Genomic DNA, 7,850 nt, shown 5'->3' on the forward strand with positions numbered 1-7,850 from the left:
TTGTGTGGGGTGTTCTGTCGTGGGCGGGGCCGCTCGGCCCGATTGGGCCGGGCCCGGCCCGGCCGGCGGCGCCGTCGTCGGCCCCCGCGCGCCCCGCCCCCCCCCTTCGGCGATCTGTTCCGCACGGTTCGGGCGCGGAACGGGGGTGGAGGTGGCGGGAATCGAACCCGCGTCCTTCAACTCCAAGACAGGGCTTCTCCGGGTGCAGCCTGCTGTGCTTTTCTCAGCCCCGGCGATCACGCAGGCAAGTCGCCGACGGGCTCAGCCACTGTAAGATTTCCCGATCTTCCCCGTGGCCGGGTCGATCGGTTGAGCCTCCTAGCGATGCCGGATCCGGGCCGGAGGCGCTCCCGGGCCGGCAGAAGTCACTCGCTGCTTAGGCGGCGAGTGCCAGGTTGCCCTGGCTGACTTCGGAGTGCGTCTTATTGGCACTTGTTGGTCGCGGTCACAGTGTTAACGAGGTTATGTCCGCAGTCCTCGACCCGCTTCACCTGGCTTGCAAAGCCAAAGTCGAAACCAGTCACCCCCCTGTTGAATTTTCAACCCGTCCCCGAAGGGGCGAGCTATCCGAAGATACCTGTTACAACAGAGGTAACGCCAATCGAATTCCCGCCCGGTGCGCCGGGCGAGGCGGCGGAGGCATCGCATGGGGCGGTGGGGTCGCGGCGGAGTGCGGCACCGGGCGGGAACACCGGGCGGGAACGAGGAAACCCCGGGGACACCCGCGAATCGCGAGCGCCCCCGGGGTCGACCGGCAGGGTCGAGCCGGTCCTGACGGGCAGGGCCTCCCCCGAGATGAGGCCCTGATCTCATCACAGCGACCGAGTCCGCAACCCCCCAAGCGGTGCTCGGTCACTTAGAAGGACGCAAACGAGGCACCCTTCGGTTGCTCAGCATGAAAAGAATATTCCGGGAGGTCACAGCCCAGCGTGGAGCCCCTGGAAGAACCGTCCCGCGGCGGCCGCCCCCGCCCCGGGGTCGGGGCTCTGCATCAGCACGGCGACGGCCACGTCTCCCTGCCATCCGACGAACCAGGCGAGCGGCTTGCGGTTCTGCGAGGCGGCGGCCGTGATGCCGTGGACCGGGTCACCGGGAGCCGCGGCGGCACGTGCCGAGCCCGCGGTCACGCCACTGCGCATGAAGGTGCGGAGGGTGTCGACGGTCTTGTCGTCCAGTTTGATCGGATCGGGCGCCTTGTAAGGCTCGGTCTCCGTCGTGGGGTCGGTGGTCCGGGGATCGGTGACCAGGACCGGCGGACGCCAGGTGCCCGAGGCGACCGCCCCGGCGACCAGCGCCATGGAGAGCGGGCTGACCAGCACGTTCTGCCCGGCGAGCGCCTTCGCCGTGGCGGCGTCGTTCTTGAGCGGCCGCATGGAACCGCTGAACCCCTTCAGCGGCAGGGCCCAGGGCGCCCCGATGCCGAACTTCGCGGCGGCGGACGCCAGCTCGGAGCCGTCGATCCTGCGGGCCAGCGAGGCGAGCGCGGTCACGCAACCGGTGGCGAAGTTGGCCTGAAGGGTCGGTGTCACCCCGACGGGCGCGCCCTCCTGATGGAACGGGACACCGCCGACGCTCCGGTCCGCGGGGCAGGCCAGCTTCTGTTTGGGGCTGATCCGCGCCTTGAGCATGCCCTCGACGGACATGATGGAGAACGCGGTCCCCGCCGGGAACCTCCCGGCGAGGGCGTGCTTCTCCTGGTTGTACTCGTTGGTGCTGGACACCGCGAGGATGTCGCCGGTCGATGCCTGAACCGCGACCATCATGCCGGACCCGCCCAGCAGCGCGCTGTCGGCCGCCTTCTGGTGGGCGCGGTCGAGCGTGGTCTGCACCGGCGAGGTGGACCGGTCGGGCCGCCACTTCTTGAGCTCGGTCACCTTGAGCGTCTTGAGGTCGACGGTGATCACCCGGGTGTCGGTCGAACCGGTCAGGTTCTCCTGGTACGCCTTCTGCAGGCCGGCCCTGCCGACCGTGTCCCCGGCCCGCTGCGGGCCGCCGAGCTGCTGCTCGGTCTCGGGGGTGACGGCGGTGACGGTGCCGACGATCTGGGTGGGCGAGGCGGGGGCGACCGACTGCTCCTGCTCGGAGAGGATGATGCCGGGGATCGCCTCCAGCTGGGCGCGGAGCTGCCCGAACTTCGTACGGCCGAAGGTGACCAGCGGGACCTGGAGGTTGGGCTGGGCGGAACGGATCCGGCTCAGCAGGCGGTCGTGCGGAAAGCCAGTGACCTTGGAGAGCCGCTGGCAGAGCCTGTCCGCCTCGTCGTTCTTCAGGTTGGCCGGAATCACGCTCGCCACGTGCAGGACGGCCTTCTCCTGCAGCGGGTCGCGGTTGCGGTCGAGGATCGGCTGGCGCCCCTCGGGGGTGACCTTCACGGCGAACCGCTGTCCCTCGCGCAACTGGGGGTGGAGCACGCTGGGCGACCAGCGCACCTTCCAGCTGCCGTCGACCAGATGGAGCGGGAGCTTGCCCTCGTACTCCCACAGGGGGTTGTTCTCCCCCAGGTCGACCTCGGCGTCGAAGTCGGCCTCGACCTCGTCCGCGGCGCGCCGCATGCTCTTGACGTCGAAGCGGAACGAGGCCGCGTCGAGCTGGAGTTTGGCGTCTTCGAGCGCCTTGCTGACCACCTTCTCGTCGCCGTCGGTACGCCTGGCCGCCGCGGCGTAGTCGCCCGTCTGCCAGCCGATCAGGAAGTCGCGCACCGCCTCGTGGGCCGAGGGCTCCTCGAAGCAGGCGGACAGCATGGGAGCCGTCACCGCCAGCGCGAGCGCCGCGGAGGCGGCACGCCTGGCCCTTCCTCGCACCGTCATCTGTTCCTGTGCCTGAGCGCGCGTGCCATCTCCCGCTTGGCCTGGTTCTCGGCCAGCGTCTGCCGCTTGTCCCAGTCCTTCTTTCCCTTGGCGAGGCCGATCTCGATCTTGGCCCTGCCGTCCTTGAAGTAGATGGCGAGCGGCACCAGGGTCAGGCCGCCCTCCTTGGTCTTGGCGACCAGCTTGTCGATCTCCTTGCGGTGCAGCAGGAGCTTGCGGGTGCGGCGTGCGGCGTGGTTGGTCCAGGTACCCATGGTGTATTCGGGGATGTGGACGTTGATCAACCATGCCTCGCCGTCCTTGATGACGGCGTACCCGTCGAGGAGGGAGGCGCGGCCGAGCCGCAGCGATTTGACCTCCGTGCCCTGGAGCACAAGACCAGCCTCGTAGGTGTCCTCGATGTGGTAGTCGTGCCAGGCACGCTTGTTCTGGGCTATTACCTTCCGCCCGGTCTCACGTGGCATGTCTGGAGCCTACCGGTCAGCGGGGCCGCGAGCCGCGCCCGAGAGCGGCGCGCGGGCGCCGGGCGCCCGCGCGACGGTCCTGGAGGGGCCCGGGGACGTCACACCCGCAGGTAGCGGCGGAGCGTGACGAAGGAGGCCAGCACACAGATGAGCACGCCGAAGACCATGGTGACACTGATCACCGAGGCGACGGTCTCCCAGGAGAGCTGACTGTTGGGGGAGAGGTAGAGCTGCACCCCGTCGAAGAGGAAGACCTTGCTGACGATCAGCATCACCGCGGCCAGCACGCCGCCGATCAGGCCGGCGATGACGCCCTCCATCACGAACGGGAGCTGGATGTAGAGGTTCGAGGCGCCCACCAGGCGCATGATGCCGGTCTCACGCCTGCGGTTGTACGCGGAGAGCCTGACGGTGTTGCCGATCAGGAGTGTGGCCGCGAAGACCAGGATGATCGCCACCACCAAGGCCGCCCAGCGGAGCTTCTCCAGCAGCCCGAAGAACTTCTCCAGGAGTTCCTTCTGGTTGACCACGTTGGAGACGCCCGGGGCACCCTTGACCGCCTCGATCACCGGCCCGTAGGCCTCCGGGTCCTTGAGCTTGACCCGCAGCGACTCGGGCATGTCCTCGACCTGGATGGCGGAGAGCAGCACCGTGTTGTTGGCGTTCTGCGCCCGGAAGTTCTTGTAGGCCTCGGCCGCGTTCTCCACGGTGACCGTGTCGACCTGCGGCATGGCCTCGATGGTCGCCTTCAGCTCGGCCTGCTCCTGGGCGTTGACGCCGCCGCTGCCCTTGCACTGCGGGAAGGGGTCGTTCTTCTTGCACAGGAAGACCGAGACCTCGACCTTGTCCGCCCAGAAGTCCTTCATGCTGGAGATCTGGGAGTTGATCATCAGACCGACGCCCAGCAACGCCATGCCGATCGCCACGGTCACGATGACCGCGATGGTCATCGTGAGGTTGCGGCGGAGGCCGATCCAGACCTCGGAGAAGATGAAGTTTGCCCGCATGCTCTTCCTGTCGCTCTTTCCGGTCCTGGTGTCAGTACGCCTGGCCGTACACGCCCCGCGACTGGTCACGGACGATCTTGCCGTCCTCCAGTTCCACCACCCGCTTGCGCATGGAGTCGACGATGGCCGCGTCGTGCGTGGCCATGACGACCGTGGTGCCGGTCCGGTTGATCCGGTCGAGCACCTTCATGATGCCGATGCTCGTCGCGGGGTCGATGTTTCCGGTCGGCTCGTCGGCCAGCAGGATCATCGGCCGGTTGACGAACGCCCGGGCCATCGCGACCCGCTGCTGCTCGCCACCGGACAACTCGTCGGGCATTCGGTGTGCCTTGCCCTCAAGGCCGACGAGCTCGACGACCTCGGGGACCACCTTACGGATGAAACGCCGTGGCTTGCCGATCACCTCCAGAGCGAACGCGACGTTCTCGTACACGTTCTTGTTCGGGAGCAGCCGGAAGTCCTGGAAGACACAGCCGATCCGGCGGCGCAGGTGCGGGATCTTGAAGTTGGACAGTCGGGCGAGGTCCTTGCCGGCCACGTGGATCGCGCCCGAGTTGGGGCGCTCCTCCTTCAGGACCAGGCGGAGAAAGGTCGATTTCCCGGACCCCGAGGGGCCGACGAGGAACACGAACTCGCCCTTGTCGACATCGACGCTGACGTGGTCCAACGCGGGCCGGTTCTGGTTCGCGTAGACCTTGGTGACATTATCAAAATGGATCACGGGCGCATCACGGCATGCCAGTCTAGGGGGTAGGACGGTCGCAGGAGTGGCAGAGGGCCACTTCCACCTCTTGCCGGTCGGGGGGCGCCGGTCATTTACGCTTGATCGACGTTCCGGTTGGCCGGTGCCCAGTCTAGGGGGAAGACTGACACGGAAAGCCCATAACGGAAACAAAACGATTCGGCGCCCGGTAACGAGCGGATAAAGTGGTTCTGACCTCGAAGAGGGAGGACGGCATGAGCTGTGAAGACCTGGTCTGCGCGGGGTGCGCTCACCCCGTGGCCGAGGGCCGCTGCCCCCGCTGTCGCGCGTACCGCGCTCAACACCACCATGGCCCGTTCGGCGGCATGACCCCCGCGTTCATCGCGCTGGTGCTGATCGCGCTCCTCTTCCTCACCCTGGCCCTGAGACACCTCAGCGGGGCCTGACGGCGTCTGCGAAGGGACACGGCCTCACGGGACGCCCGGAGGGCGCCCGTGAGGCGAGACGCGGGGCCTACCCGCCCTCGACGCCCGCCTCCTGGCGGCGGGTCCAGCGGATCTCGGCCTCGATGAAGCCGTCCAGGTCCCCGTCGAGCACCGCGCTCGGGTTGCCCGCCTCGGCGCCCGTCCGCAGGTCCTTGACGATCTGGTACGGGTGCAGCACGTAGTTGCGGATCTGCGTGCCCCACGCGGTGGCCGACTCGCCGCGGATCTCGTTCAGCGCCGCCTTCTCCTCCTGCCGCTTGCGCTCCAGCAGCTTGGCCTGCAGGACCACCATCGCGGTCGCCTTGTTCTGCAGCTGCGAGCGCTCGTTCTGGCAGGAGACCACGATGCCGGTGGGCAGGTGGGTCAGGCGGACCGCGGAGTCGGTCGTGTTGACGCCCTGGCCGCCGGGGCCCGAGGAGCGGTAGACGTCGACGCGCAGGTCGTCCTCGTTGATGTCGATGTGGTCGGTCGTCTCGACGACCGGGACCACGTCGACGCCCGCGAAGGAGGTCTGGCGGCGGCCCTGATTGTCGAACGGGCTGATCCGGACCAGGCGGTGCGTGCCGTGCTCGCCGCGGAGCGTGCCGTACGCGTAGGGGGCCTTGACCGTGAAGGTCGTCGACTTGATGCCGGCCTCCTCGGCGTAGGAGGTCTCGTAGACGTCGGTCGGGTAGCCCTTGCGCTCGGCCCAGCGCAGGTACATTCGCTGGAGCATCTGGGCCCAGTCGGCGGCGTCGACGCCACCCGCCTGCGACTGGATCGTGACGACCGCCTCGCGGGCGTCGTACTCGCCGGACAGGAGCGTGCGGACCTCCAGGGCGCCGACGTCGCTCTTCAGGGAGGCCAGCTCTCGGTCGGCCTCCTCGCGCGTGTCGTCGTCGTCCTCGGAGGAGGCCAGCTCGTACAGGACGACGAGGTCGTCCATCCGCTGCCCCAGCGACTCGATCCTGTTGATCTCGCTCTGGAGGTAGGAGAGCCTGCTCGTGACCTTCTGGGCACGATCCTGGTCGTTCCAAAGGTCGGGCGCGGCCGCCTGATCCTCCAGCTCCTCGATCTGCTTGCGCATCGCGCCGAGGTCGAGCACGTCCTGGATGCTGTTCAGCGTCCCGGTAAGCTCGTTGATCTGTTCTGCCGGATCGATGAGTGCCACGTCTGTAAAGGGTACGCGACCTTCGCACCCGATCGTGTACGGCACTCTCCCCCACCATGGCTAGCATGGCCCGCATCGGGGAGCATCGGGAGGTGAACGTGCGCGGACACAGGCGAAGGGGCGTGCTCGCGCTCGCGCTGGCACTGGTCGCCGTGACCGCGGCGTGTTCCGATCCCCGTTCCGTCTCCGGTGACGCCCGGTCCGGGCGGAGCCCGTCGGGATCTCCGGCCGGTGACACGTCGGCCGCCCGCCCCACGCCGACGCCGTCACTCCCGGCGCCTCCGGTCACGCTCGACGAGGCGGCGAGGGCACTGGCCGGCTTCCTGGGCGCCGACGGGGTGCTGGGCGCGGCGACCCCGCGCCTGGACGTCGAGCGCAGGCTCATGCTGGAGCAGACCCGCGACGGGCAGCAGGCCCTCACCGCGGCGGCCTTCAGCGGCGCCGTCGAGGCGCTCCCCCCGTACACCTGGGACACCCCCGAGTTGCTGGTCCCGCGCGTGCAGCAGGGGCCCCTCTGGTTCACCGCGATCGTGGACCGTGAGGAGCCCTCGGGCAAGGTCCGCACCGCCGTGCTGACCCTCATCCGACAGGGCGGGGAGGACTGGCGGCTCAGCTCGACCTCGCTGCTCGACGAGGGCACCCGGCCCCCCGAGGTCGCCAAGGACGCCGACGGGTACGCGACGGCGCTGGGCGAGGAGGACACGACCGTGGCGATCAGCCCACGGCTCATGGCCCCGCTGCACGCGACCTCGGCCGAGGAGGGCGAGCGCGGGTTCGCGGCCGGGCTGATCGAGAAGAGCCCGCACACGACCGGCTTCGCCGACGAGATCGCGAAGCGGCGCACGGACGGGAAGAGCGAGTGCCTGGGTTACGACTCGATCTTCGCCGCGAGCAGCTACCCGGTGCACGCGTTGCGCACCGCCGACGGCGGCGCGCTGGTCGTCTACTCGCTGATCAGGACGACGACCAGGAGCGTCAAGATAGATCCGTGCGCGTCGGACGCCCGTATCCCGCCGGACGCCAGGAAGCTGACGACGGAGAGCTTCATCCGCGAGGAACTGCGCACCGTCGAGACACAGCTGTACGTGAGCACGGTCCCGGCCAAGGACAGCGGCCGGCCCGCCAGGGTCATCGGTTACCTGGGCGGCCTCACGATCCGGGATGCCGGACACCAAGCTCTCCCCCCCCACCCTTCCCCAGCTTTCGTAGTCACTGGGAACGAGCAGGATCTTCG

General features: G+C 68.6%; 7 protein-coding genes and 1 other RNA gene. 2 read left to right on the forward strand and 6 right to left on the reverse strand.

Annotation, left to right across the window (positions count from 1 at the left end):
• Positions 1-143: 143 nt before the first annotated feature.
• From ssrA to ftsE, 5 genes are all read right to left on the reverse strand, one after another.
• Positions 144-528: a transfer-messenger RNA gene (ssrA, locus tag AB0J58_RS43360) on the reverse strand.
• Between the two features lie 389 nt (positions 529-917).
• Positions 918-2,807, reverse strand: coding sequence for a penicillin-binding transpeptidase domain-containing protein (locus tag AB0J58_RS43365; protein WP_364227325.1), 1,890 nt, complete (start codon positions 2,805-2,807; stop codon positions 918-920).
• Positions 2,804-3,271, reverse strand: coding sequence for an SsrA-binding protein SmpB (gene smpB / locus AB0J58_RS43370; RefSeq protein ID WP_326636230.1), 468 nt, complete (start codon positions 3,269-3,271; stop codon positions 2,804-2,806). Before smpB ends, AB0J58_RS43365 begins: the two co-directional genes overlap by 4 nt.
• 98 nt (positions 3,272-3,369) lie before the next feature.
• Positions 3,370-4,278: a permease-like cell division protein FtsX gene (gene ftsX, locus AB0J58_RS43375; RefSeq protein ID WP_343979078.1), complete on the reverse strand. Its 909-nt coding sequence runs from the start codon at positions 4,276-4,278 to the stop codon at positions 3,370-3,372.
• A gap of 31 nt (positions 4,279-4,309) precedes the next feature.
• Complete coding sequence (gene ftsE / locus AB0J58_RS43380) at positions 4,310-4,999, reverse strand: cell division ATP-binding protein FtsE (protein WP_012888192.1); 690 nt, start codon at positions 4,997-4,999, stop codon at positions 4,310-4,312.
• 236 nt (positions 5,000-5,235) lie between these two features.
• Here ftsE and AB0J58_RS43385 point away from each other — a divergent pair, with 236 nt between their 5' ends.
• Positions 5,236-5,427, forward strand: coding sequence for a hypothetical protein (locus AB0J58_RS43385; protein ID WP_030907213.1), 192 nt, complete (start codon positions 5,236-5,238; stop codon positions 5,425-5,427).
• Positions 5,428-5,494: 67 nt separating this feature from the next.
• Here the strand turns inward: AB0J58_RS43385 and prfB are convergent, their stop codons facing one another.
• Positions 5,495-6,616 carry a peptide chain release factor 2 gene (gene prfB, locus AB0J58_RS43390; RefSeq protein ID WP_364227329.1) on the reverse strand — a complete coding sequence of 374 codons (1,122 nt, stop codon included), beginning with the start codon at positions 6,614-6,616 and terminating at the stop codon, positions 5,495-5,497.
• Between the two features lie 65 nt (positions 6,617-6,681).
• Between prfB and AB0J58_RS43395 the strand changes: the two genes are divergently transcribed.
• Positions 6,682-7,850 (forward strand): hypothetical protein (locus AB0J58_RS43395; RefSeq protein ID WP_364227331.1); only part of this gene is annotated, 1,169 nt, incomplete at its 3' end.

This window comes from Streptosporangium sp. NPDC049644, assembly GCF_040675205.1.
Classification (GTDB): Bacteria; Actinomycetota; Actinomycetes; order Streptosporangiales; family Streptosporangiaceae; genus Streptosporangium; species Streptosporangium fukuiense.